Here is a 597-nt window from a genome sequence, read left to right as displayed (position 1 = left end):
GTCGGCCAGTACTCTGCCGCCCTCTCGATGTCAGAACTTTGGCTGCGCTTGGTGCAGCTGCAGAGCAGCAGCACCAACACCAACGTTTGACCCGCTTACGCGTAATACACGCGATAGCCCAGCCCGGCGTCGATCCGCAGCTCCCACACGCCGTCACGGCAAAATTTGTGGTCGCCGAAGTTTGCCGACGCCGCCGCCAGGCAGCGTAACGCTCAGCCCCCCGGACGGCCAGGCATTGAGTAGAGGAAAGGGGAATCGTGGAGCACCCCGTGCTCGTGGATGCCCCGTAGAACGACGAGAGCGGGTCGCTGACGGGTTTTCTGTCTTGGCCTAACCCCATGGGGTAGCCAAGCCCGCGCGGACGCGCCTGGCGGGCCGTTTTGCGGATGGTGACCGTACTCAGCCAAGGCCACTATTTGCCTTGACGAAGGCGGTTGAACGCCATGAAAAAGAAATTGCCAAGACTGCCGACCGATAAGGCGGCGGAAGACTTTGTCGCGACGGCAGACCTGACCGATTACGACCTGTCCCGCATGACCCCGATGCGCTTCGAGTTTCAGCCGAAGGATCGCAGCATCACCATGCGGTTGTCGGAAT

The 597-nt window shown here is 61.5% G+C and carries 1 protein-coding gene and 1 pseudogene; one reads left to right on the top strand and one right to left on the bottom strand.

What is annotated here, in order from left to right; translation table 11 throughout:
- Positions 1-182: pseudogene (locus tag E4Q23_RS24440) on the bottom strand (type II toxin-antitoxin system RelE/ParE family toxin); the annotation flags it as partial.
- Between the two features lie 261 nt (positions 183-443).
- Between E4Q23_RS24440 and E4Q23_RS23200 the strand changes: the two are divergent.
- Positions 444-597, top strand: a 154-nt coding sequence (locus tag E4Q23_RS23200) for a CopG family antitoxin (RefSeq protein WP_248595664.1), incomplete at its 3' end; no start/stop codon positions are given.

Source organism: Candidatus Accumulibacter phosphatis (assembly GCF_012939955.1).
Classification (GTDB): Bacteria; Pseudomonadota; Gammaproteobacteria; order Burkholderiales; family Rhodocyclaceae; genus Accumulibacter; species Accumulibacter delftensis.
Note: the sequence above shows the minus strand (reverse complement) of the source record. Positions and strands in the feature narration are given on the sequence as shown.